The organism is Devosia sp. BK, assembly GCF_032907385.1.
Taxonomy (GTDB): domain Bacteria; phylum Pseudomonadota; class Alphaproteobacteria; order Rhizobiales; family Devosiaceae; genus Devosia.
The window spans coordinates 2,066,112-2,093,088 of sequence record NZ_JAIMBX010000001.1 but is presented as its reverse complement, the minus strand read 5'-3'; the positions used below and the strand labels follow the sequence as shown (position 1 = coordinate 2,093,088).

Here is a 26,977-nt window from a genome sequence, read left to right as displayed (position 1 = left end):
ACGAAGGGCCGGGTTCAACCCCGGCCCTTTTTCTTTGCCCTATTTGGCGGCTGGCTCGTAAAGCCCAGGAATGGCGGGACCGCGTGGGACGATGCCATTGGGGTTGAGCGTCTTGATCGAATAATAGCCGCGCTTGATGTGGTCGATATCGACCGTGGCGCGCACGCCCGGCACGTCGAGCACTCGCAGCATGTAGGCCTGCAGGTTCGGATAATCGGCGATGCGCTTGAGATTGGTCTTGAAGAGGCCGTGATAGGCGGCGTCGAACCGGACAAGCGTCACGAAGGCGCGGATGTCGGTCTCGGTCAGCGCTTCGCCGAAGAGGAATGATTTGCCCTCGAGCTTGTCTTCAAGCGTGTCGAGCGCTTCAAAGACATCGACATAGGCTTCGTCATAGGCTTGCTGGGTGGTGGCAAAGCCGGCGCGATAGACGCCATTGTTGAGGCGCGGATAGATATAGTCGTTGAGGGCGTCGATCTCGGCGCGGAAGGTTTCCGGGTAGAGATCGTATTGGTTGGACGCCAAGGCGCCGAAGCCGGAATTGAGCATGCGGAGGATATCCGCGCTCTCGTTGTTGACGATGGTGCCAAGCTTCTTGTCCCAGAGCACCGGCACGGTGGCGCGGCCGCTCACTTGCGGATCGGCCTTGGTGTAGATCTCATGCATATAGGTCGCGCCATTGATCGGATCAGGCTGGGCAAAGCGCCAGCCTTCGGCGCTGAGCTCGGGCTCGACGATCGAAACGCTGATGACCCCTTCGAGGCCCTTTAGAGTGCGACCGATGAGTGTGCGCGAGGCCCAGGGGCAGATGAGCGCGACATAGAGGTGATAGCGACCGGCGTCTGCGGCAAAGCCGGCTTCGCCAGTGGGACCGGCGCTGCCGTCTGGCGTGACCCAATTGCGGAAGGACGAGGTCTGGCGCACGAAGCCGCCTTTGGCGTCGACACCCTGAACCGGCTGCCAGTCGGCAGTCCATTTTCCGTTGACGAGCATGGCAAAAACCCTTTCCGCATTGCGCTGTTCCTTGCTCTGCAAGTGCGCCTCAATGCGGATCGGGTAAAGGCCTCAGTGCCGAACGCGTTGTTCGACAGGGATTGAAAGTCAGCGTTCGCTAAGGCGCGGCATCAGTTCGACGAAATTGCAGGGCTTGTGCCGGTAGTCGAGCTGATGGGTCAGAATGCCTTCCCAGGCATCGCGGCAGGCGCCGCGCGAGCCGGGTAGGCAGAAGACGAAGGTGGTGCCGATAAGGCCCGCCGTGGCGCGGGACTGGAGCGAACTCGTTCCCACCGTGCTGGCCGAATATTGATGGAAGAGGACGGAAAACCCTTCCATCCGCTTGTCGAACAGCGGCTCGACCGCTTCCGGCGTAACGTCGCGGCCGGAAAAGCCAGTGCCGCCGGTGGTGAGGATGACGTCGACTTTCGGATCGGCGACATAAGCCTGAACGGCCGCGCGGATGAGCTGGATATCGTCGCGCACAACTTGTCGGTCATGGCAGCTGTGGCCATCGGCTTCGAGGAGCGACTTCAGCAGCGCGCCGCCGGTATCGGTTTCGAGCGTGCGCGTATCCGACACGGCAATGACGGCGATGGACAGCGGCTTGAACGCCCGGTCTTCAAACTGTTCCGTCTTGAACATGGCGCTCATTCTCCGGGGTCTCGATCAGTTCATCGGGCACGGCAGCTTCGGACCGCAGCACCATCTCTTCTTCCTGATCCATATCAGCGCGCGGATCGAGCACAATCGATTCTGGCGTAACCTGCTTGTCATTGCCCATAGGCTGGAACGGCGCGCGTTCCGAAGCATCGACGCTCTTGCGCACCCGCATGCGGAGATAGGCAAAGACCGCAACGACAGCGTGAAAGATGGCTGTGATGATAAAGAGCGCGGCAGGCGAGATATTGCTCATCAGTACCGAGGCGATTGCTGGGCCGATGGCGAGACCGACGCCGAGGATGAGCAACATGCCGCCGGCAATCTTGGCGAAATTGCCGTCGCTGGCAAAGTCGTTCGCATGAGCCACGGCGATTGGGTAGAGCGGGTTGGCGGCAAGGCCATAGAGGGCAAAGAGGATATACATCATCCAGCCCGCGGCTGGATTGATGGCGACGATGAGGACGCCGACGACCGCCGAACAGGCGGCGAGCCCGATCATGACGAGGCGGCGATCAATCCGGTCAGAAAGGCGGCCAAAGGGGATTTGCGCAACCGCGCCGGCAATGGCGGCGATGGCAAAAAGCAGCGCGATGCCGGTGGAATCAAGGCCCTGCTCATAGCCATAAACCGGGGCCAGGGTGCCGAAGGCGCCATTGGCCATGCCGCAGCAAAAGGCAGCGACAGCAGCGACGGGCGAAGTTTTTATAAGAAGTGGCAGGTCAAGCTTGGCGGAGGCCAGCGGGCGCGGCTGTGGGCTCGAGGTGAGGGCCGGTGGCATCAGGGCGCAAATGAAGCTGATGGCGCCGATGACGAAGGGCAGATAGCCGGCGGTGCCGGTGATCGACATGGCCATCTGGCCGACGGTCGAGGCCGCAAGGTTGATGGTCACATAGATCGAAAAGATGGTGCCGCGGCTCTTGTTGTCGGCGACTTCGTTGAGCCAGCTTTCAACGATCATGGCGGCGCCGGCAAAGCAGAAGCCGGACAGGGCGCGCAGCACGATCCAGCCGACGTCGTTGATCCACAAGAGATTGAGCAGGATGGTAATGGTGCCGATGGCGGCCATGACCGAGAAGGCGCGGATATGGCCGACCTTTCGCACGATCAGCGGCACGGCGATGGAGCCCGCGACAAAGCCCACGGACCAACCTGTGCCGATGAGGCCGAGAGCGAGGAGCGAAAAGTGCTCCTCCGCGCCGCGCACCGAGAGCAGCAGCCCCTGCAGGCCACCTCCGAACATCAACAGAGCCGATCCAAGAAAGAGGGCATAGATTTTGACGACGGAAGCCATGGCGCTCGAAATATGTGGGCGGTCAAACGTTGCAAATCACGCGAGGGTGACCATAACGCGACAAAGCTGAAACGATAGGGCGGAATTAGGGACGGGCGGGAAAAAGTTGGGTGGGTGATCTTCTTCCGATGGAGGTGTCCATGCGGTGAGCGTGGGTCACCCCCTCCCGGCCTCCCCCATCAAGGGGGAGGTGTCGTGCTGGTGGTTTTGACGAGAAGGTGCGCCAAACTCGATCCAGCACCTCCCCATAGATGGGGGAGGATGGGAGGGGGTGTCGGCAAACTCGATGGCGCGGGGCGCTCAGCTCAGCCCCAAACTATCCATCTTCATCTTCAAACTCAGCAAATCCGCCCAGGCTTGCTGCTTGGCTGCCGGGTTGCGCAGCAGATAGGCGGGATGCAGCGTCGGTAGCGCCGGGACCTCGTGCGTGCCGATGGACACGTCCTGCCAGCGGCCGCGCATTTTGATGATGCCGGAGGTGGTCTTCAAGACGGTCTGCATGGCGGGGCCACCGAGCGTCATGACGAGGCGCGGGGCGACGAGTTCGACCTGGCGATTGAGGAAGGGGAGGCAAAGCTCCATTTCCTCGGGCGTCGGCGTGCGATTGCCGGGCGGGCGCCAGGGGACGGTGTTGACGATAAAAACCTTGGTGCGATCAAGGCCAATGGCGCCGAGCATACGGTCGAGCAATTGGCCCGAACGGCCGACGAAGGGCTTGCCCTGGCGATCCTCTTCGGCGCCGGGGGCTTCCCCGATAAGGACGATCTTGGCCTCCGGATTGCCATCGGCGAAGACGAGCTGGGTGGCGCGGAATTTGAGGCTGCAGCCGTCATAGGCTTCGAGAATGGTGCGTAATTCGTCGAGCGACTGCGCGGTGGCGGCAAGGCGACGCGCTTCGCTGGGGTCGCCGGTAATCGCGGCAGTGGCCGGGATCGGGGCGGGGGCATTGGGCGTTGCGGCCTGGCGAGCCTGTTGGGCAGGTTGCGGGGCTGCGGGCTTGGCAAAGCGGTCGACAGGGTCTTCGCCAACGGCAAGATCCACGCCGGCGGCGCGATACCAATCCAGCACGGCAAGCAGTTCGGCCTTGTCGAGTTCTCGAACTTGAGACATGAGGCTCGTTATGTCACACCGCGCGAGAGGCGACCAGTCGCCTAAAATTCACGAGGACTAGAGAAGATGGCTGAGGCGGGCAATCGCGAGACGCTTTCGACCGATGTATTGATCGTCGGCGCCGGTCCTGCGGGGCTGGCCGCGGCCATTCGCATCAAGCAGCGCCATCCCGACATCGCCGTCACGGTGGTGGAAAAGTCTGCCGAGATCGGTGGGCACATCATTTCGGGCGCCGTGATGGACCCGGTGGGGCTCGACGCGCTCATTCCCGATTGGCGGCTGAAGGGTTCGCCGGTGGGGCCAAATGTCACCAAGGACAGCTACCACTATCTGACGGCCAAGGGCGATTTTGCGCTGCCCCATGCTTTGGTGCCGCCGCAGATGAAGACGCCGGGCGCGGTGATCGTCAGCCTCGGGCGGCTGGTGCAGTGGCTCGGCGAACAGGCGATGGAATTGGGCGTCGATATTTTTCCGATGACCGCGGCGGTCGATGTGCTGCGCAGCGGCGATGGGCCGGTGCGCGGGGTGATTACCGGGGATCTCGGGCGCGATGCCGAGGGCAATCCCAAGCCAGGCTTTGCCGAGGGCATCGCCCTGAAGGCCAAATATACGCTGATCGCGGAAGGCGCGCGCGGTTCGCTTGCCAAGGCCTTGATCGGCGACTTTGCGCTCGGCAAGGAGCCGCAGAAATATGGGCTCGGGATCAAGGAAGTCTGGGAAATCCCGGGCGACAAGCACCATGCGGGCCAGGTCGACCATTATCTCGGCTTTCCGCTCGACAACGGCACGGCGGGCGGTGGCTTTGTCTACCATGCCGAGGACAACAAGCTTTATGTCGGCCTCGTTACCTATCTCGATTACGCCGATCCGACCCTATCGCCCTTCGACGAATTCCAGCTGTTCAAGACGCATCCGTCGATAGCCAAGCTTTTGGAGGGCGGCACTCGCGTCAGCTATGGCGCCCGGGCGGTGACGGCGGGGGGCTGGCAGTCGATTCCGACGCTGGCCTTTCCAGGCGGTGGGCTGATCGGCTGTTCGGCTGGCTTCATGAATGCCCCGCGCCTCAAGGCTATTCACAATGCCATTCTCTCGGGGATTGGTGCGGCCGATGCAGTGGGCTCGGCGATTGCGGCGGGTCGGCAGCAGGATGTGCTCGAGGATTTTGCCGAGAGCATCATGCGCACCGGCATCGAAAGGGAACTGAAGGGCGTCGCCAATGCCAAGCCGCTTTGGGGGCGGCTGGGGACCATTGCGGGATCGCTCGCGATTGGCGCTGATCTCTGGATCAACTCGATCTTCGGGCGCTCGCCGCTCAAGCTGACCAAGCACGGGGCGCAGGACTATGCAAAACTCAAGCGGCGTAAGGATGTGGTGGGGCGCAGCTATCCACGGCCCGATGGGAAAGTGACGTTCGATCGGACGTCGTCAGTGTTTCTCGCCAATCTCGCGCATGACGAGGATCAGCCGGTGCATTTGCGCCTCGCCGATCCCAGCGTTCCGATCGAGAAAAACCTGCCGCTCTATGGCGAGCCGGCGCCGCTCTATTGCCCCGCGGGTGTTTATGAAGTTGCCCAAGAAGAGGGGCGGCCGGTCTTTAGAATTCACGCGGCAAACTGCGTGCATTGCAAGACCTGCGACATCAAGGACCCGGCCCAAAACATCACCTGGGTGCCGCCCGAAGGCGGTAGTGGGCCCAATTACAGCGGAATGTGACCGGTCAAATCATGCGTGGCCTTGCGGCGCGGCCGTAAAACAGACAATCTTTGCCGCCAAATCGTGCCGCCTGCGGCATAGGGAGACTTCTGCAACGTGACCTTGCTTTCCAACCGACTGGTGCGGCCTTTCATGGCGGCGATCCTGGCCATGTCACTCGTGCCCGCCGCTTCCGCCCAGACGGATACCAAGGGCCTCCTGGACATGCTGCAGCTTTTCAAGCCCAGCGCCACCGGATCCTATCTCGCCGGGCGCCAGGCGCTCAATGAACTGCGCACCGATGAGGCTGCCCGCTATTTCAACCAGGCGGCGCAGAGCGATTGGGACAATCCGGTTCTGGTCGAACGCTCGTTCATCGCCTTTGCCGCCAATGGCGATATGGGGCAGGCCTCGCAGGTCGCCAAGCGCCTGATCGAGCTGGTTGGTCAAAATGAACTCGCCGATTTGGTCGTTGCGACCGAGGCGCTGAAAGAGCGCCGCTATACTGCGGCCGAAGATGCGCTTGAGACGATTTCGCAGGATACGTTTACCGGTATCACCGCCGGCATTCTTCGGGCCTGGGCTCTCGTCGGCGAAAAACGCTATGCCGAAGCCGATGAGCTGATGAGCAAGCTTGGTGCAACGGGGCTCGAGGATTTCCTTGTGTTCCACCGTGCGCTGATGGCGGAAGCTTCGGGCGATAAGGCCAAGGCGCTGGAACTTGCCGCCAAATCGTTCGAGAACGAGCCCTATGTCGCGCGCATGGTGGAAGTCTATGCGCGGATGCTGGCCAATGACGGGAAGTTCGACGAAGCTACGGAAGTCATCAAGACTTTCGAAGACCAAGGGCTGACCCATCCGCTCGTGACCGTGGTCAAGGAAGCGGTAGAGGCCAAGCGCCGGCCGGGCGTCTTCACGACCAATGTGCAGATCGGCGCGGCTGAGATGTTCCACGGTATCGGCGTGGCGCTGTCGCGCGATGGGAGCAAGGACCTAGCGCTCGTCTTTCTGCAGCTGGGCCGTTACCTCGAGCCCAACGCCGACGTGATTTCGCTCGCGGTCGGGCAGTTGCTCGATACCGACGCCCAGCACGATGCGGCCAATAAGATCTACGAGTCCATTCCCGCCTCGTCGGTTATGAAGCCGACTGCGGTTGTGCGCATTGCCCAGAATCTCGATGCCATGGGTGACCGCGCCGAAGCGCTGCGCCGGTTGCGCAATATCGTATCGACGAGCCCTGACGATCTCGACGCCGTTTCGGTGCTCGGCGATCTCCTGCGTTATGACGAACAATATACCGAGGCCGCCGACGCCTATACCAAGGCGCTCGAAATCTCGGGTGGCGAAGCGCCGGCCGATTGGCGCTTCTATTATGTCCGTGGCATCGCCTATGAACGCGCCAAGGAATGGCCGAAGGCTGAGGCCGATTTCCTCAAGGCGCTCAAGCTCAATCCGGACCAGCCGGCCGTCCTCAACTATCTCGGCTATTCCTGGATCGACATGGATATGAACCTCGACGAGGCGCTGACCATGATCGAGCAGGCCGTCGATGCGCAGCCGCAGGATGGATATATCGTTGATTCGCTGGGCTGGGCGTTCTACAAGCTCAACCGTATCGACGAAGCCGTGGAAACGCTCGAGCGCGCGGTCATGCTGCGACCCAACGATGCCGAGATCAACGATCATCTGGGCGATGCCTATTGGAAGGCGGGACGGCACCTTGAGGCTCAGTTCCAGTGGAAGGTCGCTCGGTCGGTCGACGAAGTGGGCAATGTTGCCCAGCGCGTCGACGCCAAGTTGACCAAGGGTCTCACGCCGGAAACCGCGACGGAATAAACTGCATGACTGAACCGGTCGTTCAGGCAGCGCCAGCCAAGATCAATCTGGCGCTGCACGTTACCCGTCGCCGTGAAGACGGCTACCATGATCTTGAAAGCCTGATCGTCTTCGCCGATGTGGCGGACGAGTTGGAGGCCGTGCCCGCAGAGGCTGACAGGCTCGATATTTCGGGCCCTTTCGCATCGGCCCTTAGCGGTGGCGGCGTCAATCTCGTGCTCCGCGCCATCGGCGATTTCCGGCAGCGCTGGCCGGGAACTGTGCCCGATGGGATCGCGGTGCATCTGGTCAAGAACCTGCCGGTTGCGGCCGGGATTGGCGGCGGGTCGGCGGACGCTGCGGCGGCCCTCCGCATTCTGGCGGACATGTCCTCGGCGCCTATCCCGGTTTCAGAGCTGGCTGACCTCGCGGCGACACTTGGTGCCGATGTGCCGGCATGTCTGATTAGCCGGCCGCTCGTTGCCCGTGGCGTGGGCGAAATCCTGTCGCCGCTGCCGCAGTTTCCCGATTGCCATGTCGTCTTGGTCAATCCTCTCGTGCCGGTTTCGACGCCAGACGTGTTTCGGCGCCTCCGGGCGCATGACAATTACCCCCTGCCGGCGCTTCCGGAACCGATGACGCGACCGGCGCAATTGGGGCTGTGGCTGGCTGAAACGCGCAATGACTTGCAGCCACCTGCGGTCAAGCTCGTGCCTGTGATCGGGGAGATCGTCGACGATCTCGCGCAGACCCAAGGCTGCATCCTGTCGCGCATGTCGGGATCAGGCGCGACGGTGTTCGGGCTCTTCGGCTCGGAGGGACAGGCCTATCAGGCCGCGCAACTCATGCGCGAGCGCAACCCCGATCATTGGGTCGCAGCGGCGCCATTGCTGACGCCTTAAGCGTTACGATGCGCGGCTGACGCTGTGCATCACCACATCGGCGAGCAGGGTCTTCATCTCATTGTCTTGCAAGGAAGCGAGGGCGGCGACAGCGGCTTCGGCGTGGGCGTGTGCCTTTTCGAGCGTGCGACCAAGCGTGTTGTGCCGATTGAAGATCGCAACCACCTGATTGACTTCGAGCTCCGACGCATCGGCCTTGCCGAGAGCGCCGGCAATGATCGCGCGTTCGGCTTCATTTCCATCGGCAAGCGCGAGGATCACCGGCAGGGTCATCTTGCCTTCGCGGAGGTCGTCGCCAACATTCTTGCCGAGCGCACCGGACTGCCCACCATAATCGAGAGCATCATCGACGAGCTGGAAGGCATTGCCGAGTTCGAGGCCATATTGGGCGAGTGCAGCGCGCCCGGCGGCATCGGCGCCGCCCGACATGGCGCCGACTTCGCAGGCAGCTTTAAAGAGGATCGCGGTCTTGGCGCGGATGACCTCGGCATAATCGGCTTCAGTGGTTGTCAGGTCGCCGGTCTTGGCGAGCTGGAACACTTCGCCTTCGGCCATGACGGCGGATGCGGCAGAAAGCACGCCAAGCGCTTCGATATCGCCGGTTTCGACCATCATCATGAAGGCTTGGCCGAGGAGAAAATCGCCGACCAGGATAGAGGCCTTATTGCCCCAGACCATGCGGGCCGCTGGCTTGCCGCGGCGCATATCGCTTTCATCGACGACATCGTCATGAAGGAGCGTGGCATTATGCATGAATTCGACGGCGGCGGCGAAATTGACTTCATTACCGACGCCCTTGCCGAAGAGCAGGGCGGCCGCGACAGTCAACATCGGGCGCAGGCGCTTGCCGCCGCTCTCGATGAGGTAGCGCGCGAGCTCGGGCACCATTTCGACATGGGAATCGGCACGGCTCAGGATCAGGCTATTGACCCTAGCCATGTCATCGGCGGTTGCTGCCAACAGCTTGTCGACCGCATTGCCTGCCGGGATGTCATTCTTTTGGGTCAGAACAGAGACCGCCATTACCGTCCTCGTTTGCCGCACGGCAGCAAATCGGTTGAGCCTGTGAGATCAGCGCAATAAACTCGCGCTGAACCAGCCATCAGGGTGCGATGTCCCTAGACCAGCCAAGTGACTTTGTAAAACACCAAACCACAACGCGCGATGCCTTTTTGGGTGGCCGGATCACTCTGTCGCAACCTCAAAAGGGTTTTCGGGCGGGTTTGGACAGCGTGCTCTTAGGCGCTGCGGTGCGGGCGGGCACGGGACAACTTCTCGATCTTGGTGCCGGCGTAGGGACGGCTGGGCTCGTGGCGCTGTCGCTCGACCGGGCTAAAGAGGCCGTACTGGTGGAGCGGGATGTGGCGACGGCTGACCTGGCCGCGCAAAATATTGACGACAACGGATTTGGCGAGATGGCGAGAGTTCTTCCGCTTGACATTATGTCGCCTGGGCCGATGAAACGCGCGGCGGGTCTGGCTGAGAATTTTTTCGACGTCGTGATTGCCAACCCGCCATTTTTCGAGGCGGGGCAGGGGACGCTGGCGCCCGAAACAAGCCGGGCGGATGCGCGGCACATGGATGGCTCGGCGCTCGAAAATTGGGCGCGCTGCGCCGCCGGCTGCGCGAGGGGCGGGGGCGAATTGATCGTGATTTATCCCGCGCAGGGCCTCGTGGCTCTGCTCAATGCCATAGCGCCACGCTTCGGCGGCGTCACTGTGCTGCCTATCTCGCCGCGTATTGGCGAAGCTGCGACGCGCCTCTTGGTGCGCGGCACAAAAGGATCGCGGGCGCCACTGACACTGATGGCCACCCGCGCCTTGCACGGCGCGGCAGGGCGCGATTTCGCACCGGAATTCGACGCAATTTTCCGTGGGCAGGCAGCGCTCGACTGGTAAATCCTCAAAGCCATGCCTAAATCACTGGAAAATAAAGGAGAGGACATGGTTGAGACGGTCGCCCCCAAGCCTAATTTTCTGGCCCGGCTGCTGCGCCGTCCACCCGTTATTCCTGTGGTTCGCCTGCAAGGTGTCATTGCTGCCGATCAGCGACCAGGGCGGCTGAATATCGACTCTGTCGAACCTCTCCTCAAACGCGCTTTCGATATGAAGGCGGCGCCGGCAGTCGCCATCGTGGTCAATTCGCCGGGCGGTTCGCCGGTGCAGAGCCGGCTGATTTCCAACCGGATCAGACAATTGGCCGATGAAAAGGGCAAGCGCGTGCTTGTCTTCGTTGAAGACGCCGCGGCCTCGGGCGGCTATTTCATCGCCGTTGCGGGCGACGAGATCATTGCCGATCCCTCATCGATCGTCGGGTCGATCGGCGTCATCATGGCCGGCTTCGGTTTTGTCGGTGCGCTCGAAAAGCTGGGCATCGAACGGCGCGTGCATACCGCCGGGCGCAATAAATCGACACTCGACCCGTTCCTGCCGGAAAAATACGAAGACGTCGAACGCATCAAGCGCTTCGAGCTAGACATCCATCAGGTCTTTATCGAGCACGTCAAACGGCATCGCGCCGGGCGTCTTAAGGCCGATGACGATGTGCTTTTTACCGGCGAATGGTGGCCCGGCCTGCGCGGCCTCGATCTTGGGCTGGTGGATAGTCTTGGTGAACTCCACACCACGCTGCGCGAGCGCTATGGCCAGAACATCGTGCTCAAGGCGATTGCAGCAAAACGCCCGTTCTTTGCTATGCCCCGCCTCGGCTTTTCGGCACGCGGTGTGGTAGAGGAACTCTCGACAAGTGTTGAGGATCGCGCGCTCTGGGCGCGGCTGGGACTTTAGGTCGAGAGTGTCATGCCGTTACGCATTCTGATTTTCGCGGCACTCGCCGTCATCGTCTATCTCGGCGTCAGGCGCATCTGGCGCGACTGGACGAGCAAGTTCGACAATGACGCGGAAGACGCCAAGCGCCTGCGCCGCGAGCGCGACCTGGCCGAACGCCAGCGCCCCGACGTCATCGACCTCAAACGCGATAAGGATGGAACGTTCAGGCCGAATGATCGGGACGACCGCTAGGTCAGAAGGATTCGCCGGCACCACGCCATCAACGCGGCATCGTCGGCGGCCAAAGACCAATAGGCAGCGAGCCATCGTTTTGCTGAACTGAACCCGTTATATAACCCGCGCTCAGCCAGCCATGACAGTGCTTGCTGCCTGTCAGCGTCGGTCGCGGCTGGTGAAATCTCTGCATCAAGATAGGCCACAGCACTCCAGAGTTCGAAACGAGCGTCACCGATTACGGACGACGCGCCAAAATCGAGAACGGCCGTAATGCGTTCTCCTTCGGCGAGAACGTTGGCTGGAAAATAATCCAGATGGACCAGAGCCGGCTTTGATGGTTCATCCAACGGACTATCCGCCTGAGCCAGAACAGCGGCACGGAGGTCCTCGGGACAATGCCCGGCGCTCCGAAGGATGCGGGTCTTTGCGTAGTCTCTCCAAGAACCACGGCGGAGAGCATCATCTCCCGTGAGTGGCCCGAAGCCGTTCGCCGGCAGGACAATGGAAAAGATAGACGCGGCGGCGTCGAGATAATTTTGGATGAGGCGAACCCGCTCCAGACCCGAAACTATCTCGAGCATCTTCGACACCGGGACGCCGGGTAGCGTGGGTTCGATAACCGCGATGCGCTTGCCTATTTTATGGATGGCCAGCACTTCTGGTGTGAGAAAATCAAGATGCCGGGCATTGGACTTGATGGCTTTGAGGAGGCGCGCCTTCGCTTGCGCATCAGAAAAGCGCGCGCCCGGTCGCATAACGCGCAGAACACGAGTGCTCCCTAAGCTATAAACACAAGCCTCGCCGCCCGAGCCCAAGAGTGGGGCATAGGGAAAACCGAGAGCCGCCAACACCGCTGCGTCGTCCAACACCCGTTTCAGCCTCCACTCTGCGCCATTGACCCGACCATGCGGTCAAACTAGAGGTTTGTCCCGCATAAGTGCAGGACTTTACCGATGACCAACCGCCCCGCTCACATGGACCCGAAGAATTCCTTCCAGGGTCTGATCCTGACGCTTCAGAATTTCTGGGCCGAGCAGGGCTGCGTCATTTTGCAACCCTATGACATGCCAATGGGCGCGGGGACGTCGCATACGGGCACGGTGTTGCGTGCGCTGGGGCCAAAACCCTGGAACGCGGCCTATGCTCAGCCGTCGCGCCGGCCCAAAGACGGGCGCTATGGCGAGAACCCCAACCGGCTCCAGCATTACTACCAGTTCCAGGTGATCCTCAAACCATCGCCGGACAATATCCAGGAGCTCTATCTCCAGTCGCTCTATGCCATCGGCATCGACCCGGCAGTGCATGATCTGCGCTTTGTCGAGGACGATTGGGAAAACCCGACGCTCGGCGCCTGGGGGCTGGGCTGGGAAGTCTGGTGCGACGGCATGGAAGTCAGCCAGTTCACCTATTTCCAGCAGGTGGCCGGTTTCGAGTGCAATCCGGTTGCGGGCGAATTGACCTATGGGCTGGAGCGTCTGGCCTGCTATCTCCAGAACGTCGACTCCATCATGGAGCTGAATTTCAACGGCGGCGTGGGCGATGCGAAGGTGACCTATGCCGACGTGTTTCTGCAAAACGAGCAGGAGCAATCGAAGTACAATTTCGAGGCGGCAGACACCGAGATGCTGTTCCGCCACTTTGCCGACGCGGAAAAGGAATGCCGCGCCATTCTCGCCAAGGGCGCTGAAGCAAATCGCCAGACCATGGCAATCCCCGCCTATGAGCAGGTGCTGCGCGCCGCGCACAATTTCAACATGCTCGACGCGCGCGGCGTAATTTCGGTCACCGAGCGCCAGAGCTACATCCTGCGCATCCGCGAATTGGCCAAATCCTGTGGCGAAGCCTGGCTGCAGACAGCGGGCGGTGGCGCGGAGTAGCTCCGCGCCTTTTGGCCTAGACTGCCTCGGGCATCTTCACCGCTTCCACCGTCAGCTTGTGCCGTTTGTCCGCACGGTCGCGCCAGGTGATGGATTGGCCGGTTTTGAGGCCGATCAATGCGGTGCCGATTGGTGTCATCACTGAAATGCGGCCCTGGTCGATATCGGCATCAGCCGGATAAACGAGCGTAACGGTCTGCTGCTGGCCGGCATTGGTGCTGTAGGTGACGGACGAGCCCATGCGGGCGATGCTTTCGGGCACCTTGCTGTCGGCGACGACTTTGGCGCGTTCGAGTTCGGCAAGTAGCCGATCGGCAAGGTCAGGCCAGCGGTCGAGGCCGGCTTCGGCGAGGGCGGTGAGTTTGGCGTGGTCGCTCTTGCCCAGCACGATGGCGGGGGCGAGGTCTTTTCGGATGTCAGTCATGATAGGTCCCGTCGGCCCGGCGCGCAAAACTGCGGCGGCTGGAGCCGTTGTGAAAAATAAAAAGATGCCGGTGTGGCGAAGTGCCGAGCCCTAAGCAGGCTCCGGCGGGCGCATGCCTAGGGTATCTATCCTGCGAGGAGGACGATACGGCGATAGGTGTGGCGCATGGTGTTCATGCCCACAAAGCTATGCATTGACGCCGCGAAGTCAAGCCCGGGGCTGTCGCGCCCCGTTGCATTGGCCAAGCCAAACTGCCAGTGTCCGCTCCGTTGGCTTGAGGGAGTTGAGCGCAATGGAATGGGTCATTCTCGCCCTGGTCGTGGGCGTCGTCGGTTATGCCATCGTCATCTACAATGGCCTGGTTCGAAACCGGCAGATGGTGGCCGAAGGCTGGTCCGGCATCGACGTGCAGTTGAAGCGCCGCACCGATCTCATTCCCAATATGATGGAGACGGTGAAGGGCTATATGGGCCACGAGCGCGAGACGCTGCAGGCCGTGGTCGAAGCGCGCGCCAAGGCAACGAGCGCAAGCGCGGCCGGCCCAGAGGCCCGCGCCAAGGCAGAAGGCGAATTGTCCTCGGCGCTGGGGCGGCTGATCGCGGTGGCAGAGGCCTATCCCGACCTCAAGGCGAACACCACTTTCCTTGAATTTCAGACGGCGCTGCAGACCGTGGAAGACGAAATCCAGATGGCGCGGCGCTACTATAATGGCGCGGTGCGCAACCTGAACATCCAGGTCGAATCCTTTCCGTCCAACCTCGTCGCCAACACCTTCAAATTTGAGAAGGCGCAGTATTTCGAGCTCGACAACGAAGCCGAGCGGCAGGCGCCGGTGGTAAAGTTCTAAAGACATGAAGGCACTTGTCGCCTGGGTCACGGCGCTTCTGGCGCTGGTTTTTCTCGCCATGCCGGCACTGGGGCGCGAGGAAATCCGCGCCTTCGCCTCGGACGTGACGCTGCGCACCGATGGTTCAGTGCGCGTGATCGAAACCGTTGATGTCAATGCCGAAGGGCTCGAGATCCGTCGCGGCATCTATCGCGATATTCCGACCGTGCTGCAGGGGCCATCGGGCAATAAGCTCCGCGTCGGGCTTGAGGTCGAATCGGTGACGCGCGACGGAAATGCGGAGATGTTCCGCACCGAGCGCATGGGTAATTTCCAGCGCATCTGGATCGGCGATCCCGACCAGTTCATTGCTCGCGGCGCGCATCGCTTCGTCATCACCTACACGATGGACCGGATGGCGCGGCCATTCGAGACCTATGACGAACTCTACTGGAACGCGACGGGCAACTATTGGAATTTTCCGATCCTGCGCTCGGTCGCGCGGGTGACACTGCCTGAGGGCGCTGTCATCGAGAACATGTCGGCCTTTACCGGCGACGTCGGTTCGACGGAAACGGCCGTGACCATCACGCGGACATCGGACAACCAGGCGACGTTCCGCACCCAGCGCGAATTGGGGCCGGGGGAGGGGATGAGCTTTGCCGTTTCATTCCAGAAAGGGATCATTGCCTTTCCGACTGGCGTCGATGCCTTGGTGCAGGAGGCTTCGGATCTGCGCGAGGTCTGGCTCCCGGTCGTCGCGGTGCTCCTGCTGCTCCTTTACAATTTTGGTGCCTGGATGCGCGTCGGCCGCGATCCGCCAAAGGGCACGATCATTCCACTGTTTCATCCGCCCAAGAATTTCTCGCCAGCCCTGACGCACTATGTCCACAAATGGGGCTTTGCCAATTCCGGATGGACGGCGATGACCGCGGCGATCTTTGATCTTGGGGTCAAGGGGCTGGTGACGATCAAGAACACCGACGATGGGCTCACGGTCCTAGCGACCGGCAAGGCGCCGGACGCGCCGCTGCCGGTTGGGGAGGAAGTGCTCAATCGCTATTTTTCGAGCCAGGGCGAGGTGACGGTTGGCAAATCGACGGGCGTCGAACTGGCGCGACAGCGCAGCGAATTCATGAGCGCCATCCAGCGCGAAAACCAGAAGATCTGGTTCAACCATAATTTCGGTTTTGCAGCGTTGAGCGTAGTCCTGACCATTCTGATGCTTGTCGGCATGGTGGCGCTCGATGTGCTGGAGCCGGTCTGGCTGATCGTCGCCTTTGTCGGCGGCATTTTTGCCGCGGTGATCGGCTCGATCATTTTCAGTGTGATGAAACAGGGGGGCTGGCAGCGTTATCTGACGCTCGCCATTATCGGCATTTTCGGCTTCAATTTCGTCGGTGGCATGCTCGAGACATTCTCGGGTATAACGATCAACTCGGCTGCTCTCGCCGCGGGTTCGATGGTGCTGATCACAGCGATCTTCGCGGTTCTGATGCGTGCGCCGACCGTGCAGGGCCGGAAGGTGATGGACGAGATCGAGGGTTTTAAACTCTATCTCGATACCGCCGAAAAAGAGCGCCTTAACATCATGGCGGAGCCGCCGATGACTGTGGAGCGGTTTGAAAAAATCCTGCCCTATGCCATTGCCCTAGGCGTCGAAAAGCCGTGGTCGGAACATTTCGAATCCGAACTGGCGCGCAACGCCGTCAGCGATGTGTCGAGCACTGGCTACAATCCCTATTGGTATTCGGGCGGCTCGCGCGGTTTCTCGCCAGGCTCGATTTCCAACACCGTCAGCGCCGCAACGACCGGCATGGCCGCAGCGATGATCGCGGCGCAGCCGGTGCAGGCGAGTTCTTCCGGCTCGAGCGGCGGTGGCGGCGGCTTCTCCGGCGGGGGTGGCGGTGGCGGCGGAGGCGGTGGCTGGTAGTGGCGGGCTCACCCTATGAGCAGGACGTCATCGCGCCTGTCGCCATTTATCACCGCGTCGAGTTTGGCGACCCGGACCCCAACCTGCCGGGCCAGTTCGGCTATTTCTACAACTATATCGACTATGATTTTACGCTTGGCGGCCGCACTCTGTCGGCGCGGCATTATCTCGATGAGCCGCAGCGCGCGCTTTTACTCGGGACCCCTGTCGAGGACGAGCTGACGCTGCTGGTCCTGCAGTTTTTGTTGATGCGCTACGACACGCTCGAATGGCTTGGCCGGGATGGCTATGTGAAAGTACCCAAGCCAGTGATGAACACGGTACGGGAGCGGCTCGACATCCACCTGGCGCGTTCGGGTTAAGCGCTTGGTGGACATTGGCCGATGCACTTGCTAGGCAAACACGCGCTCTTTGACTGGTTAGACCATGCCCGAACTCCTGCTTGAACTCTTCTCCGAGGAAATCCCCGCCCGCTTCCAGCGTCGCGCTGCCGAGGACCTCAAGAAAGCCGTCACCAATGCCTTGGTGGATGCGGGTCTCGTTTATGAGGGCGCGAAAGCCTTTGTGACGCCCCGCCGCCTGGCGCTGACCGTCAATGGTCTGCCGGCACGCTCGCCGGATACACGCGAAGAAAAGAAGGGTCCCAAGGTCGGCGCGCCGCAACCGGCGATTGATGGTTTCCTGCGCTCGGCCGGGCTGACCTCGCTCGATCAGGCCAAGGTTGAAAGCGATCCGAAAAAGGGCGACTTTTACGTTGCCGTCATCGACAAGCCCGGCGCGGACGCCGTGGCGCTGCTCTCCGGCATTCTGCCGAAAATTCTGACCGAATTTCCCTGGGCCAAATCCATGCGCTGGGGCTCGGGCAGCTTTAACTGGGTCCGCCCGCTCCGCGCCATCACCGCGACCTTCGGCACCGAGAACGACGAGCCGACCGTAGTGCCCTTTACGGTTGCCGGCACCGCTGCCGCGCAAACGACCTTTGGCCACCGCTTCCTCGCGCCCGACGCGATCCGCGTGCGCCGGTTCGACGACTATGTGACTGCGCTTGAGCGCGCCAAGGTCGTTCTCGATATCGATCGCCGCAAGGACATTATCCGGGGCGAGGCTGATCACCTGGCTTTCGCACAAGGCCTGACCGTCATTCACGACGAGGGCCTGCTCGAAGAAGTCGCCGGTCTCGTCGAGTGGCCCAATGTGATGATGGGGTCGTTCGATCCTGACTTCCTCAAACTGCCCGAGGAAGTGATCATCGCGACGATCCGCGCCAACCAGAAATGCTTCTGCCTGCGCGATGCGACTGGCAAGCTGGCGCCCAATTTCATCATCACGGCGAACACGATCCCGACGGATGGCGGCGCCGTCGTGATCGCTGGCAATGAGCGCGTCATCCGCGCGCGCCTCTCGGACGCGGCATTCTTCTATCAGGGTGACCTCGCCATTCCGCTCGAGCATGGTCTGCCCAAGCTCGAAGACATGGTGTTCCACGCCAAGCTCGGCACGCAGTTCGCCATGGTCGAACGGCTGGTGAAGCTGGCGGCCGAGATCGCGCCGCAGGTGGGCGCCGACGTCGAAAAGACCAAGCGCGCGGCGATGCTGGCGAAGGCCGATCTCGTCACCGGCATGGTCGGCGAATTCCCTGAATTGCAGGGGCTGATGGGGCGCTATTATGCGTCGGCGCAGGGCGAGCCGGCTGAAATTGCCAATGCCCTCGAAATGCACTACAAGCCCGTCGGGCCTTCGGACCGCGTGCCGACGGAGCCGGTTTCGATTGCCGTCGCACTGGCCGATAAGCTCAATGTGCTCTCGGGCTTCTGGTCGATCGACGAAAAGCCGACCGGCTCGCGCGACCCGTTTGCGCTGCGCCGTGCGGCGCTGGGCGTGATCCGCATCATCACCGAAAATGGCCTGAAATTTCCGCTCAAGGTCGATGCCGATCTTTTGGCGTTCTTCCATGATCGCCTAAAAGTGTCGCTGCGCGATGCTGGGGCGCGGCATGATCTCGTCGATGCCGTCATTTCCGCCGACAGCAATGACATTCTCCAGATCACGCAGCGGGCCGAAGCTCTGTCGACCCTGCTTTCGAGCGATGATGGCAAGAACCTCCTTGCTGGCTATCGCCGCGCCGCCAATATCCTGGCGGCCGAAGAGAAGAAGGACGGCAAGGCCTTCGCTGGAGCAGTCGATCAGGCGGCGCTGAAACTGCCGGAAGAAGAGGCGCTGGCCTTTGCCGTGGATGCGGTCCACGCGGCGGTGGCGAGCCATGTGGCCAAGGATGACTACAAGGGCGCTATGGCGGAGCTTGCAACGCTGCGCGCGCCGGTCGATGCGTTCTTTACCGCCGTTCTGGTCAACGATGCCGACCCGGCGGTTCGCGCCAATCGCCTCAATCTCCTCGCGCGGTTGCGCGACACCATGCATCTCGTGGCGGATTTCGGCAAAGTCGCCGGCTAATTGCAACCGCGCCCCTGTGGCGCGGTTTTGCTTTCGCATCAACGGATCGAGGACCGTCCATGAGCGTTGGCCTGCTTGCTTTGCTCGATGACGTCGCCGGGCTCGTAAAAGTCGCTGCTGCCTCGCTCGACGATGTCGCGGGCCAGGCGGCAAAGGCGGGCGCCAAGGCGGCGGGAGCTGTGATCGACGATGCGGCGGTGACACCCAACTATGTGCAGGGTTTTACCGCCGACCGCGAATTGCCGATCGTCGGCAAGATCGCCTGGGGCTCGATCAAGAACAAGCTGCTGTTCCTTCTTCCGGCGGCGCTGCTGCTGAGCTTTTTCGCGCCTTGGCTGATTACGCCGCTGCTGATGATCGGCGGCGCTTATCTTTGCTATGAGGGCGCCGAAAAGGTTTTTCACATGTTTGCGCCCCATCAGGCAGAGCATCATGAAGCAGGCCTCGAGCCCGCAGCGATCGATCCGCAGACGCTTGAGGATCAAAAAGTCGGGGGGGCGATCAAGACCGATTTCATTCTCTCGGCCGAGATCATGACGATCATCCTCGCCGCGATCGAAGTGGGTGATTTCTGGACGCGGGCGGCTGTGCTCGCTGTGGCCGGGATCGGCATCACCGTGGTCGTCTATGGCGCCGTGGCGCTGATTGTGAAGGCTGACGATTTCGGGCTCTTCATGGCCAAGAACGGTAAGACCGGCGCCGGACGTGGGTTTGGGCGTGGGCTTGTCGTCGGCATGCCCTATTTCATGCAGGCGCTGAGCATTATCGGGACGGCGGCAATGACCTGGGTTGGCGGCTCGATCGTCGCGCACGGGCTTTATGAGTTTGGGCTCGATTGGCCCGAGCATGTGATCGAAGCCGCAGCGCATTGGGCTGAGCACATTTTTCCGTCGATCGCTGCGGTAGCAGGATGGTTTGCGACGGCGTTTGTGGACTTTTTCTTTGGACTAGCCCTTGGGGCGTTGCTGATCCCAGTCGCTGGCTATGTGATTGCGCCGACCTGGAAGGCCATTAAGCGGATGTTGCCGAAGCGGGCTTGAGACTACCCTCTTCCCTTTTCCTCTCCCCATCGGGGAGAGGTGGCTCGGCGTAGCCGAGTCGGTGAGGGGGCGCTGTCTGCGATCACCGCTACATCCCCCTCATCCGACGCTGCGCGCCACCTTCTCCCCGAGGGGGAGAAGAATAAGAGGGCGTTCGCGCAAATTCAAAACGGTGACGCGAAACCCTCCGGGGCCTTTTTGCCCTTGAAAGGCGCCATGCCTTCGCGGGCGAGTTCGTCGGCGCGTTCGTTGAGTTCGTCGCCGGCATGGCCTTTGACCCAGTGCCAGGAGATATGGTGACGCTTGGTCGCTTCGTCGAGCGCTTGCCACAGTTCGACGTTTTTCACCGGCTTCTTGTCGGCGGTTTTCCAGCCGTTTTTCTTCCAGCCGTGAATCCAGCCCTGGACACCGTTTTTGACATATTGGCTATCGGTGTGGAGGTCGATGGCGCAGGGGCGCGTCAGGGCATTGAGCGCTTCGATGGCGGCGGTGAGCTCCATCTTGTTGTTGGTCGTATGCGCTTCGCCGCCCTTCAGCTCCTTGCGGTGCTGGCCGAACTGCAGGATGGCGCCCCAGCCGCCGGGGCCGGGATTGCCCGAGCAGGCGCCGTCGGTATGGATGATGACAGGTTCAGCCAATGCTTGATCGCCTCAGGATATGGAATTGGCAGGAGAGCCCGCCGGGCTCGACCTCAACGTGTGTCGGCACCATGCCGATCTTGCGGAGGACCGCGAGGGACGGCGCGTTGCGCGTGTCGGCAAAGCCGATGAAATGTGTGCCGCTGGTCTCACGAAAAAACCAATCCCGAAGGCCGGCGGCCGCTTCCTTGGCAAAACCCTGGCCGTGATGCTCTTCGAAAAGCGCATAGCCGATTTCTGGCTCGCCAGTGGGGCCATAGATGCCGAAGCCGGCGCGGCCGATAAAGGCGCCATCGCTTTTGCGAGTGAGGCGCAGCTTGCCCAATTGGCGGGTTTCAAAGAGGTCGATCCAACCGCGAAGCGCTGTCTCGGCCTTTTCGCGTGGCCAAGGCTCGCCGCTTGCAGAGAGATAGCGAGCGACATTGGGCGTGCCATGGAGCGCCACAAGATCCTCGAGTTGATCGAGCCGCCAGCCGGACAACACCAGCCTTTCGGTCTCGAACAGGGCTAGGTCTTTCATCGGCCGACGGCCACTTCCATGGTGCGCAGCACCTTCGGAATATTGAAGGCGATGTTTTCTTCGGCCGTGGTCTTGGTTTCGACCGTCACGTCATAGCGCGCGGTGAAGGCATCGATGACTTCTTCGACAAGGCTTTCCGGGGCCGAGGCACCCGCACTGACGCCGAGGGATTTGATGTCACCATAAAGCGACCAGTCGATTTCGCTGGCGCGATCGACAAGGGTCGCGATTTTGCAACCGCTGCGGAGGGCGACTTCGACGAGGCGCTGGGAATTGGACGAGTGGGGTGAACCAACGACGATCATGGCTTCGACCATTGGCGCCACGGCCTTGATCGATTCCTGGCGATTGGTCGTTGCGTAGCAGATGTCTTCCTTGTGCGGTCCGTTGATCGCGGGGAAGCGCACCTTGAGGGCAGCGACGATCTCGCGCGTATCATCGACGCTAAGGGTCGTCTGCGTCACGAAGGCTAGAGTGTCGGGGTTTTTAGGCGTGAAGCTATTGGCGTCAGCAACGGTTTCGATCAGCGTGACGGCGCCCTCAGGCAATTGGCCCATTGTGCCGATGACCTCGGGATGGCCGGCATGGCCGATCAGCACGATCTCGTGACCTTCTTCGAAATGCCGCGAGGCTTCGACATGGACTTTGCTCACGAGCGGGCAAGTGGCGTCGAGGAAGAACATGTTGCGCGATTTGGCATCGGCCGGCACGCTTTTGGGCACACCATGAGCCGAAAAGACCACAGGAGCCTCGGTGGCCGGGATTTCGTCGAGCTCTTCGACGAAAACCGCGCCCTTGGCCTTCAGGCCTTCAACCACGTATTTATTATGGACGATGGCATGACGCACATAGACCGGCGCGCCATATTTCTGCAGCGCCAACTCCACAATCTGGATGGCGCGATCAACGCCCGCGCAAAATCCACGGGGTGCACAGAGCAGGATGTCGAGGTGTGGCCGTTTTTCCATGACAGATGAGATGCTTTCGGTAACCCCTCAAGTCAAGTGCTGTTGCAGCCGGACGGGGGGCTGAGGCAATATGAGGCGACGATGAAGTCAGGGACGGTTGGCCGGTGAGTCTTGCCCAGGAAATGTTTGCGATCGCCCCGGCCCAGGGGAAGGCAAACCTCACCGCCGCGCAGCTCAAACTGCTGGCCGGCAAGGCGCGCTGGATTTTTCGCGTCGGCGAGGCGGGTTTTCCGACGGTGCCCACGATCGCGATTACCCGTGCCGCTTGGGAGGCACTGCAGGCCGAACGGGGCCGGCTCGATACGCGCCTCAGAACCCATTGGGTGACTTGCCTTTTCAAGCTCGTCGATAAGGACGGAAAGCCGCCCCTGCTGGCGGTGCGCACCTCGGCGGCAAATCACAATAGTGGCTTGCAGCCGGCCCGTATCGGCATTGCGGCGCCGACAGCGCCAGAGGATTCGGTCGATCCGACCCGGGCTCTGGCGAAGGCGGTCAAGCAAGCCTTTGACAGCTATGGCTTTCCGCAGAAGTCATGGGCGAGTTTCCGCCAGGATGACGACCGGGCAAGGCAGATCGTGCTGGTGCAGGTCGCGGCGGAAGGCGAGATCGAACAGTTTCTGACGCGCAATGCGACGACGGGGGCATTGGGGCCCGCGCCGCTCAATGGGGTGCCACTGCCTAAGCTGCCAGAAGGTGTGGGATCGTTGATCTCGCTGCTCGATGCCAAGGCCGGGCGCCATATGGCCTGCCTCGTGACGATCAATCGCGGCAAGGTGCAGTTTCTCTCGGCCCGTCCCGTGCAGGCTTCGGCAGCAGCGGAGCTGGAGGCGGCGGTCGATCGCGTGCAGAACAAGATCTGGTCGCCGCATAATGCGGTAAGCCGCGTCGATCCAAACCGTTTGCCGCAATTGCTGCATCCGCGCATCAAATCAACTGATGATGTGGTGCCGATCGCGACGGGGCTGGGCGTGTCGCCGGGGGCCGCGAGCGGCATCATCACCTTTTCCGCCGACGATGCGGCGCGACTACGGGCGAGGGGCAAGCATTGCATTCTTGTCGTCAATGAAACCGGGCCGGCCGATATCGAAGGCATGAAGGCCGCGACAGGCATTCTGACGGCGCGTGGCGGCATGACGAGCCATGCCGGGGTTATCGCGCGTATCACCGGTAAGCCCTGCGTTGCGGGCGTTCGGACACTGTCGGTCGATACGGTGGAAATGGTTTGCCGCATCGGCTCGCGGGAATTCCGGCCTGGCGATCGGCTGACGATCGATGGTAGCGACGGCTCGGTCTATACCGGCACACTGCCCCTTTCGCAGCCGCATATCGGCGGGGCGATCGGCACTTTGCTCGGCTGGTCCGATGCGAGCCGCGCCGTTTCCGTCCGCACCAATGTTGAGACGGTGGAATCCGCGGCAACGGCACTGAGTTTTGGAGCCGAGGGCATTGGTCTGGCGCGGTCCGAACACATGTTCTTCTCACCCGAGCGCATGGTGGCGCTGCGGCGCATGATCCTGTCCGAGGACGAAGAGGCGCGCAGCCTTGCCGTCAACGGGCTCGTCGATTTCCAGACGGGCGACTATTCGGCGCTGTTCTCGGTGATGGGCGGGTTGCCCGTGACCGTGCGTCTCTTCGATCCGCCGCTGCATGAATTCCTGCCGCGAAGCGAAGAGGAAATCGAGGACACGGCGGCCTCGCTGGGCGTTGCCGTGCGTGCCTTGCGCATGCGGCTAGAGCGGATTGCCGAAGTTAATCCGATGCTGGGCCATCGCGGCGTGCGGCTTGCCATCACCTATCCCGAGATTCTGCAGATGCAGATGCAGGCTGTGATTGCCGGCGCGCGGGAGGCGAGCGAACGTCTCAACAAGACCATTCCCGTCGAGGTCATGGTCCCCTTCGTCTCGACTGCGTCCGAAGTCGCCTGGGTGCGCGAACGCATGATGGCGATCATCGCCAATTCGGGTCTCCTTAAATCGGACAAGGTGACTTTCTCCTTCGGCACGATGATCGAATTGCCGCGCGCCTGCCTCCGCACGGGCGACATCGCCAACATGGTCGATTTCATCTCCTTCGGTACCAATGACCTGACGCAGACGACGTTCGGGATTTCGCGCGACGATGCGCCGACATTCCTTGCCGTCTATCAGCGCAAAGGCATTTATGAGCGCGATCCCTTTGTGACCATTGACGAAAAGGGGGTCGGCGAAATGATCTCCATCGCCATCGAGCGGGGGAGGGCGGCCAATCCCAAGCTCAAGATCGGCATTTGCGGCGAGCATGCCGGCGATCCCGTTTCGCTCAAATATTTTGCCGGCCTTGGCGTCGACTATGTTAGCTGCGCGCCATACCGGGTGCCGGTCGCGCGTTTGACGCTGGCGCAGGCGGCGACGTGACGCGCCACACTTTTGGCTGACCCCATTCACATTCGACGCTTTTGCCCCAATATGTTGGCAGAGAAGAACGAAAAGAAGAATGGGGAGGACTGCCGGTGAATAGTGTGCAGTGGTCGACACTTGCGGTTTTGGGTTCACTGGCTTTTACGGGGACGGCTTCCGCCCAATCGGGAAATCAATGCTCGTCCATCGTGGCCGATGGCGAACGCCTCGCCTGTTATGACAGTGTGTTTCGAAACGGTCCGAGTGAGGCCGCGCTGAGCGTCACCTTTAACTCCGAACAGCTTATTCCAGCGCGCCCAAGCGGTCGCATGCCCGCGACGATGACGATATCGTGTGAGGCCGGAAACCTGACGATCGCCTTTGCTTACGCAGGCAATACTATGTCGGCATTAGGTCGCGATGCGGGGCTGACGACGCAGGTGGATCTGCAGGCGGCGCGTAGCCGCACGCTCAATGTCAATCGGACCAACACTGCGGTCGTGATCGATAACACCTCGGATTCATTGGCTTTTCTGGATTCACTGCAAGGTTCGAACAACCTGACGACACGCGTGACGCCGGCGAATTCGCGCTCGCTTTCTGTGCGCTTCAGCCTTGCCGGCGTGCTCGAACAGGTCGAGCCGGTGCGGGCCGCCTGTAGCTAAAAACTCAGACAAAAGCGGCGATCATATTCCTGCCGCGCTTTGACCCTTTGCACGCCCTCTTGGGAATTTACTCCGCGCTAACCTTAATAAGAGATCATCACAACTATCGGCATTTTAGCGTCACCTTTGCCGAGCTTAGTTCGTGTTGCGTAGCGTTGAGTAGAGTTTATGGCCCATCCACACCGGCCGGTCGTGCGTTCGCACGCGGCTAGAGCGGTTCGCCGGAGTTTTCCAGTCGCCAAGACCTTGGCGCTGGGACTGTTTGCCTCCGTCGCCTATATGGGCTTTGCGGGAGGCGCCTTCGGTCCGTCTTCCGATCTGCCTGACCAGACCAAACCCGAGCTGGCTCTGGCGAGCCTGAGCTATACTGGCGCCGAGCCTGTCATCACTGGCTCCGTCGACAACCTCTTCAAATCCATCAGCTTTACCGGGCCAAACCGGTCGGAAAAGACCGATCGCTATCGTCCGCCGGTCGATGTTGCGGCCTTTTCCAAGAATTTTGAGCAGGCGCGCATGCAGATTGCAGCGCTGCGCGACGAGAATGTCGATCCCAATGCGCTCGGCCAATCGCGCGTCGCTGCGCTCGAAAACCAGCCAGAAGAAACTGGGCCGCGCATGTCGGTGGCTTCGATCGATCCGGCAACGGCAGCGGCACTCGATGCCATCGCCGGTATCGCGCCGCAGACGGCATCGCTTGGTCCCGTGGGTCCAATGATGCCTGCCGTCGCTTCCGAACAACTGGCCTATGCCCGCGCCAATGCCCCGGTGACCGGGGCTTTTTCGACCATGGCCCCTGTTGAAGTATCAGACCGCGAGAAGTGGTGCCTTGCAACCGCGATCTACTTCGAAGCGCGTGGCGAAAGCTATCGCGGTCAGGTGGCCGTGGCCCAGGTGGTCATGAACCGCGTCAAAGATCATCGCTATCCGAGCACGATTTGTGGTGTGGTGTTCCAGAACCAGGACAAGCGCAATGCCTGCCAGTTCTCGTTTGCCTGCGACGGCATTCCAGAGGTCATCAGCGAGCGCGAGCCCTGGGTTCAGGCCGAAGATATCGCCAACCGTTTCCTCGCCGGTGAGCTTTACCTGACCGAAGTCGGCACCGCGACGCATTACCATGCGACCTATGTCAGCCCCAAATGGGCACCGCGCATGGAGAAGGTCACCCAGATCGGGTTGCACGTTTTCTACAAGTTCAAGCGCGGTTGGTTATTCGGCTAAAAGCCTAGCAATAATAAAAGCTTGCCGTGGAAATGCAGGTAGAGGTGCGGGTTTGGCCGCGATGGGTCTTATAGGTCGTCACCGACACGTAGGAATTGCCATTATAGGTCCGCATCCGGTTCCAATGGCCATTGTTCCAGCTTGAAAAGCTGAATTGATTCAATGCGTTATCGCGTTCGTTGACGCCCGGATACTGCACATGCGGCGAAGCGATGCCATCGTCCGAATAGGTGCCGGTCGCGGTCTTGGTGATGGTGACGTAGCTCAGGCGCCCGCCTTCGATCTTCTTGACGGTGACGGTGCTGACCGGATCGGTCGAGACCCAATCGTCATAGGTCACGCCTTGATCGTCGCCAAAACGGACGAGATTGTCGCCGTCAAAACCGTCTGCGAAAGCGGGGATAGAAACGGCAAAAAGACTGCTGGCGAGTAGGCCGAAGATGGCGCGACGGGTCGGCAGATGCATGTGATGCGTCCCATTCTGATCCAGTGCTGGTGCACGTGCTTAACGGATCAGTAACCATCGCGATGCGGGCGTGCCAAACCTTTCCTCAGCCCTTGGTTAATTCTG

26 protein-coding genes are annotated in these 26,977 nt (G+C 61.3%); 15 read left to right on the top strand and 11 right to left on the bottom strand.

Annotated features, from left to right (window positions below; genetic code table 11):
• Positions 1–39: 39 nt before the first annotated feature.
• The 4 genes from DevBK_RS10165 to DevBK_RS10150 form a co-directional block, all read right to left on the bottom strand.
• A complete protein-coding gene (locus tag DevBK_RS10165) occupies positions 40–993 on the bottom strand; it encodes a glutathione S-transferase family protein (RefSeq protein WP_061908089.1) in 954 nt (317 codons plus the stop codon).
• Positions 994–1,101: 108 nt separating this feature from the next.
• The gene (gene moaB, locus DevBK_RS10160) at positions 1,102–1,638 is read right to left on the bottom strand and encodes a molybdenum cofactor biosynthesis protein B (RefSeq protein WP_317185338.1); all 537 of its coding nucleotides are present in this window, start codon (positions 1,636–1,638) and stop codon (positions 1,102–1,104) included.
• A complete protein-coding gene (locus tag DevBK_RS10155; protein ID WP_061907844.1) occupies positions 1,616–2,947 on the bottom strand; it encodes an MFS transporter in 1,332 nt (443 codons plus the stop codon). Before DevBK_RS10155 ends, moaB begins: the two co-directional genes overlap by 23 nt.
• Before the next feature lie 300 nt (positions 2,948–3,247).
• Complete coding sequence (locus tag DevBK_RS10150) at positions 3,248–4,057, bottom strand: uracil-DNA glycosylase (RefSeq protein WP_317185337.1); 810 nt, start codon at positions 4,055–4,057, stop codon at positions 3,248–3,250.
• A 66-nt stretch (positions 4,058–4,123) separates the two neighbouring features.
• On the opposite strand from DevBK_RS10150, the gene DevBK_RS10145 reads away from it, so the two are divergent.
• From DevBK_RS10145 to DevBK_RS10135, 3 genes are all read left to right on the top strand, one after another.
• Positions 4,124–5,770 carry an electron transfer flavoprotein-ubiquinone oxidoreductase gene (locus DevBK_RS10145; RefSeq protein WP_317185336.1) on the top strand — a complete coding sequence of 549 codons (1,647 nt, stop codon included), beginning with the start codon at positions 4,124–4,126 and terminating at the stop codon, positions 5,768–5,770.
• 96 nt (positions 5,771–5,866) lie between these two features.
• Positions 5,867–7,585, top strand: coding sequence for a tetratricopeptide repeat protein (locus tag DevBK_RS10140; RefSeq protein ID WP_061907847.1), 1,719 nt, complete (start codon positions 5,867–5,869; stop codon positions 7,583–7,585).
• A gap of 5 nt (positions 7,586–7,590) precedes the next feature.
• A complete protein-coding gene (locus tag DevBK_RS10135; protein ID WP_317185335.1) occupies positions 7,591–8,466 on the top strand; it encodes a 4-(cytidine 5'-diphospho)-2-C-methyl-D-erythritol kinase in 876 nt (291 codons plus the stop codon).
• A gap of 3 nt (positions 8,467–8,469) precedes the next feature.
• Here DevBK_RS10135 and DevBK_RS10130 read toward each other — a convergent pair whose 3' ends face one another.
• On the bottom strand, positions 8,470–9,489 hold the full coding sequence (locus DevBK_RS10130) for a polyprenyl synthetase family protein (RefSeq protein ID WP_061907849.1): 1,020 nt from the start codon (positions 9,487–9,489) through the stop codon (positions 8,470–8,472).
• A 209-nt stretch (positions 9,490–9,698) separates the two neighbouring features.
• On the opposite strand from DevBK_RS10130, the gene DevBK_RS10125 reads away from it, so the two are divergent.
• The 3 genes from DevBK_RS10125 to DevBK_RS10115 are packed head-to-tail and all read left to right on the top strand — an operon-like array spanning position 9,699 to position 11,486.
• On the top strand, positions 9,699–10,364 hold the full coding sequence (locus DevBK_RS10125) for a tRNA1(Val) (adenine(37)-N6)-methyltransferase (RefSeq protein ID WP_317185606.1): 666 nt from the start codon (positions 9,699–9,701) through the stop codon (positions 10,362–10,364).
• A 45-nt stretch (positions 10,365–10,409) separates the two neighbouring features.
• Complete coding sequence (locus tag DevBK_RS10120; protein WP_317185334.1) at positions 10,410–11,252, top strand: S49 family peptidase; 843 nt, start codon at positions 10,410–10,412, stop codon at positions 11,250–11,252.
• A gap of 12 nt (positions 11,253–11,264) precedes the next feature.
• Entirely contained in the window at positions 11,265–11,486 is a 222-nt protein-coding gene (locus DevBK_RS10115; RefSeq protein WP_061907852.1) for a hypothetical protein, read from the top strand.
• Here the strand turns inward: DevBK_RS10115 and DevBK_RS10110 are convergent.
• Positions 11,483–12,337: an aminoglycoside phosphotransferase family protein gene (locus DevBK_RS10110; RefSeq protein WP_317185333.1), complete on the bottom strand. Its 855-nt coding sequence runs from the start codon at positions 12,335–12,337 to the stop codon at positions 11,483–11,485. The two genes, DevBK_RS10115 and DevBK_RS10110, sit on opposite strands and share 4 nt — an antisense overlap.
• A gap of 87 nt (positions 12,338–12,424) precedes the next feature.
• Here DevBK_RS10110 and DevBK_RS10105 point away from each other — a divergent pair, with 87 nt between their 5' ends.
• On the top strand, positions 12,425–13,348 hold the full coding sequence (locus DevBK_RS10105; RefSeq protein ID WP_061907854.1) for a glycine--tRNA ligase subunit alpha: 924 nt from the start codon (positions 12,425–12,427) through the stop codon (positions 13,346–13,348).
• Between the two features lie 16 nt (positions 13,349–13,364).
• Here the strand turns inward: DevBK_RS10105 and rnk are convergent, their stop codons facing one another.
• Positions 13,365–13,772 (bottom strand): nucleoside diphosphate kinase regulator, encoded by a 408-nt coding sequence (gene rnk / locus DevBK_RS10100; protein WP_317185332.1) that lies wholly within the window; start codon positions 13,770–13,772, stop codon positions 13,365–13,367.
• A gap of 292 nt (positions 13,773–14,064) precedes the next feature.
• On the opposite strand from rnk, the gene DevBK_RS10095 reads away from it, so the two are divergent.
• The 5 genes from DevBK_RS10095 to DevBK_RS10075 all read left to right on the top strand — a co-directional run bounded on the left by DevBK_RS10095 (position 14,065) and on the right by DevBK_RS10075 (position 20,022).
• Positions 14,065–14,619, top strand: coding sequence for a LemA family protein (locus DevBK_RS10095; RefSeq protein ID WP_062629070.1), 555 nt, complete (start codon positions 14,065–14,067; stop codon positions 14,617–14,619).
• Positions 14,620–14,623: 4 nt separating this feature from the next.
• Complete coding sequence (locus DevBK_RS10090; protein WP_317185331.1) at positions 14,624–16,531, top strand: DUF2207 domain-containing protein; 1,908 nt, start codon at positions 14,624–14,626, stop codon at positions 16,529–16,531.
• The gene (locus DevBK_RS10085) at positions 16,531–16,893 is read left to right on the top strand and encodes a hypothetical protein (protein WP_317185330.1); all 363 of its coding nucleotides are present in this window, start codon (positions 16,531–16,533) and stop codon (positions 16,891–16,893) included. Before DevBK_RS10090 ends, DevBK_RS10085 begins: the two co-directional genes overlap by 1 nt.
• A gap of 64 nt (positions 16,894–16,957) precedes the next feature.
• Positions 16,958–18,982, top strand: a complete 2,025-nt coding sequence (gene glyS / locus DevBK_RS10080; RefSeq protein WP_317185329.1) for a glycine--tRNA ligase subunit beta — start codon at positions 16,958–16,960, stop codon at positions 18,980–18,982.
• 59 nt (positions 18,983–19,041) lie between these two features.
• Positions 19,042–20,022, top strand: a complete 981-nt coding sequence (locus DevBK_RS10075; protein WP_317185328.1) for a DUF808 domain-containing protein — start codon at positions 19,042–19,044, stop codon at positions 20,020–20,022.
• Positions 20,023–20,186: 164 nt separating this feature from the next.
• Here the strand turns inward: DevBK_RS10075 and rnhA are convergent, their stop codons facing one another.
• The 3 genes from rnhA to ispH are packed head-to-tail and all read right to left on the bottom strand — an operon-like array spanning position 20,187 to position 22,148.
• Complete coding sequence (rnhA, locus tag DevBK_RS10070; RefSeq protein WP_317185327.1) at positions 20,187–20,660, bottom strand: ribonuclease HI; 474 nt, start codon at positions 20,658–20,660, stop codon at positions 20,187–20,189.
• On the bottom strand, positions 20,653–21,180 hold the full coding sequence (locus tag DevBK_RS10065; protein WP_317185326.1) for a GNAT family N-acetyltransferase: 528 nt from the start codon (positions 21,178–21,180) through the stop codon (positions 20,653–20,655). The genes rnhA and DevBK_RS10065 overlap by 8 nt, the downstream gene beginning before the upstream one ends.
• The gene (ispH, locus tag DevBK_RS10060; protein ID WP_317185325.1) at positions 21,177–22,148 is read right to left on the bottom strand and encodes a 4-hydroxy-3-methylbut-2-enyl diphosphate reductase; all 972 of its coding nucleotides are present in this window, start codon (positions 22,146–22,148) and stop codon (positions 21,177–21,179) included. The genes DevBK_RS10065 and ispH overlap by 4 nt, the downstream gene beginning before the upstream one ends.
• Positions 22,149–22,252: 104 nt before the next feature.
• Here ispH and DevBK_RS10055 point away from each other — a divergent pair, with 104 nt between their 5' ends.
• The 3 genes from DevBK_RS10055 to DevBK_RS21000 all read left to right on the top strand — a co-directional run bounded on the left by DevBK_RS10055 (position 22,253) and on the right by DevBK_RS21000 (position 26,406).
• Positions 22,253–24,541: a putative PEP-binding protein gene (locus DevBK_RS10055; RefSeq protein WP_317185324.1), complete on the top strand. Its 2,289-nt coding sequence runs from the start codon at positions 22,253–22,255 to the stop codon at positions 24,539–24,541.
• A 191-nt stretch (positions 24,542–24,732) separates the two neighbouring features.
• Positions 24,733–25,188 (top strand): hypothetical protein, encoded by a 456-nt coding sequence (locus DevBK_RS10050; RefSeq protein ID WP_061907866.1) that lies wholly within the window; start codon positions 24,733–24,735, stop codon positions 25,186–25,188.
• Positions 25,189–25,356: 168 nt separating this feature from the next.
• Positions 25,357–26,406, top strand: coding sequence for a cell wall hydrolase (locus DevBK_RS21000; protein WP_082460811.1), 1,050 nt, complete (start codon positions 25,357–25,359; stop codon positions 26,404–26,406).
• A 4-nt stretch (positions 26,407–26,410) separates the two neighbouring features.
• On the opposite strand, the gene DevBK_RS10040 is transcribed toward DevBK_RS21000, so the two are convergent.
• A complete protein-coding gene (locus tag DevBK_RS10040; protein ID WP_317185323.1) occupies positions 26,411–26,872 on the bottom strand; it encodes a hypothetical protein in 462 nt (153 codons plus the stop codon).
• Between the last annotated feature and the right edge of the window lie 105 nt (positions 26,873–26,977).

Bases quoted from the DNA above. Each gene is read 5' to 3' on its own strand.
- DevBK_RS10165 (WP_061908089.1), bottom strand. From the start codon at position 993: ATGCTCGTCAACGGAAAATGGACTGCCGACTGGCAGCCGGTTCAGGGT.
- moaB (WP_317185338.1), bottom strand. From the start codon at position 1,638: ATGTTCAAGACGGAACAGTTTGAAGACCGGGCGTTCAAGCCGCTGTCC.
- DevBK_RS10155 (WP_061907844.1), bottom strand. From the start codon at position 2,947: ATGGCTTCCGTCGTCAAAATCTATGCCCTCTTTCTTGGATCGGCTCTG.
- DevBK_RS10150 (WP_317185337.1), bottom strand. From the start codon at position 4,057: ATGTCTCAAGTTCGAGAACTCGACAAGGCCGAACTGCTTGCCGTGCTG.
- DevBK_RS10145 (WP_317185336.1), top strand. From the start codon at position 4,124: ATGGCTGAGGCGGGCAATCGCGAGACGCTTTCGACCGATGTATTGATC.
- DevBK_RS10135 (WP_317185335.1), top strand. From the start codon at position 7,591: ATGACTGAACCGGTCGTTCAGGCAGCGCCAGCCAAGATCAATCTGGCG.
- DevBK_RS10130 (WP_061907849.1), bottom strand. From the start codon at position 9,489: ATGGCGGTCTCTGTTCTGACCCAAAAGAATGACATCCCGGCAGGCAAT.
- DevBK_RS10120 (WP_317185334.1), top strand. From the start codon at position 10,410: ATGGTTGAGACGGTCGCCCCCAAGCCTAATTTTCTGGCCCGGCTGCTG.
- DevBK_RS10115 (WP_061907852.1), top strand. From the start codon at position 11,265: ATGCCGTTACGCATTCTGATTTTCGCGGCACTCGCCGTCATCGTCTAT.
- DevBK_RS10105 (WP_061907854.1), top strand. From the start codon at position 12,425: ATGACCAACCGCCCCGCTCACATGGACCCGAAGAATTCCTTCCAGGGT.
- rnk (WP_317185332.1), bottom strand. From the start codon at position 13,772: ATGACTGACATCCGAAAAGACCTCGCCCCCGCCATCGTGCTGGGCAAG.
- DevBK_RS10095 (WP_062629070.1), top strand. From the start codon at position 14,065: ATGGAATGGGTCATTCTCGCCCTGGTCGTGGGCGTCGTCGGTTATGCC.
- DevBK_RS10090 (WP_317185331.1), top strand. From the start codon at position 14,624: ATGAAGGCACTTGTCGCCTGGGTCACGGCGCTTCTGGCGCTGGTTTTT.
- glyS (WP_317185329.1), top strand. From the start codon at position 16,958: ATGCCCGAACTCCTGCTTGAACTCTTCTCCGAGGAAATCCCCGCCCGC.
- DevBK_RS10075 (WP_317185328.1), top strand. From the start codon at position 19,042: ATGAGCGTTGGCCTGCTTGCTTTGCTCGATGACGTCGCCGGGCTCGTA.
- DevBK_RS10065 (WP_317185326.1), bottom strand. From the start codon at position 21,180: ATGAAAGACCTAGCCCTGTTCGAGACCGAAAGGCTGGTGTTGTCCGGC.
- ispH (WP_317185325.1), bottom strand. From the start codon at position 22,148: ATGGAAAAACGGCCACACCTCGACATCCTGCTCTGTGCACCCCGTGGA.
- DevBK_RS21000 (WP_082460811.1), top strand. From the start codon at position 25,357: ATGGCCCATCCACACCGGCCGGTCGTGCGTTCGCACGCGGCTAGAGCG.
- DevBK_RS10040 (WP_317185323.1), bottom strand. From the start codon at position 26,872: ATGCATCTGCCGACCCGTCGCGCCATCTTCGGCCTACTCGCCAGCAGT.